Raw genomic sequence first — 1641 nt, forward strand, 5'->3', positions numbered from 1 at the left:
CCCTCCGTGTCAGGCTACCTGTCGCCCTTGTTGATTGACTCACTCATGCAAGAGGGCGAAGGTGTTTAGCAATGTCCAAGCGCTATAACGAAGACTTCAAAGATTGGGTCGTCCTGCAAATGATGCCGCCCCTCAATCGCTCAGTGGCGGAACTCGCCGTTGCACTTAATCTCACGCCTCAGTCACTGCGAAACTGGAGACAAATGGCTAGAGATAAAGGTTTGATCGTGCCAGGAAATGGCAAGACCAGTGATCAATGGTCCAGCGCCGATAAATTCAACGCTGTGATGGAAACAGCACCGTTGAGTGAGGTGGAGATTTCTCAATACTGCCGGCTCAAGGGCATCTACCCGGAGCAAATCCGTCAATGGCGCGAGATCTGCCAAAACGCCAATATTCTTGCTGATCTGAAACCCAATGTAGAGAAAACTGCCGAACAACGGCGGATTAAAGAATTGGAGCGTCAGTTGATCCGGTCAGATGCTGGGCGTGCTGAGGCGGAGGCTTTGCTGGCACTCAGAAAAAAAGCCAATGCGATCTGGGGCAAGGACAAGGAAGACTGATCGACGCCTTTGATCGCACGCAAGCCATGAAGTTGATTGCAGACGCGGTACTGAATGGCGCTCGTCGATATCGAGCGTGCAATGAGTTGGGGTTGAGCCTGCGCACAGTCCAACGCTGGCGACACACTGGTTGTGATCGACGACGACTGGCTCAACGGGCAGCTCCGGCTAATAAGCTCAGTGAGACGGAGCGCCAAGCAGTGCTTGATGCCGCCAATCAGGCTGGCTACGCCAGCCTCACCCCGCACCAAATCGTTCCTAAGCTGGCCGATGAAGGCATCTACCTGGCTTCGGAGTCGACGTTTTATCGTGTGTTAAAAACCGCCAACCAAAACGTGCGTCGTGGCAGAACCAAAGCCCCGAAACGCAGGGTGCTGACGACTCATCGCGCTGACAGCCCCAATCAGGTGTGGTGCTGGGATATCACCTGGTTGCCAAGTACCGTCAGAGGCCGGTTTTTCTACTGGTACATGGTCAAGGATGTCTACAGCCGCAAGCTGGTCGCCAATGAAGTACATGAGGTGGAGTGCGCCGAACACGCGTGCGAACTGCTCAGAAAGGGGTGCTTACGTGAACACACAGCGGGTCGCCCGCTGGTGCTGCACTCGGATAACGGGCACGTGATGAGAGGTTCTTTGTTGCGTGAAAGTATGGTTGCGCTGGGCGTCGAGCCATCCTTTAGCCGGCCTAGGGTGAGCAACGATAACGCTTATGCCGAGGCACTTTTCCGCACCGCTAAGTACTGCCCACTCTGGCCGGATCAACCTTTTGAAACGGTGACTGATGCAAGGCTTTGGGTGCAGAAATTCATCGAGTGGTACAACGAAGATCACCGCCACAGTGCCTTGAAATACGTGACACCAAACGAGCGACACGAAGGCAAAGCGACGGCTTTATTACAAGCTAGAGCAGCGCTTTATGAAGAGGCCAGGGAAGCGAATCCGAGCCGCTGGAGTACCAGGACACGCAACTGGAGGCTGGCAGATGCGGTGTATTTGAACCCAGAACGCCCTGAAGTTAACGGCGCAATGGGTTAGCAGCGGAAGTACCAAGGCGACAGGTACCTTGACACGTACCG

General features: G+C 54.6%; 1 protein-coding gene. It reads left to right on the plus strand.

What is annotated here, in order from left to right:
- Positions 1 to 71 precede the first annotated feature (71 nt).
- A protein-coding gene (locus ACWKV5_RS29575; RefSeq protein WP_483844143.1) for an IS3 family transposase occupies positions 72 to 1600 on the plus strand; the annotation gives its coding sequence in 2 pieces (ribosomal slippage) (positions 72 to 531 and positions 531 to 1600; 1530 coding nt in all).
- The last annotated feature ends 41 nt before the right edge of the window (positions 1601 to 1641 follow it).

It is taken from the genome of Pseudomonas oplopanacis (assembly GCF_057128725.1).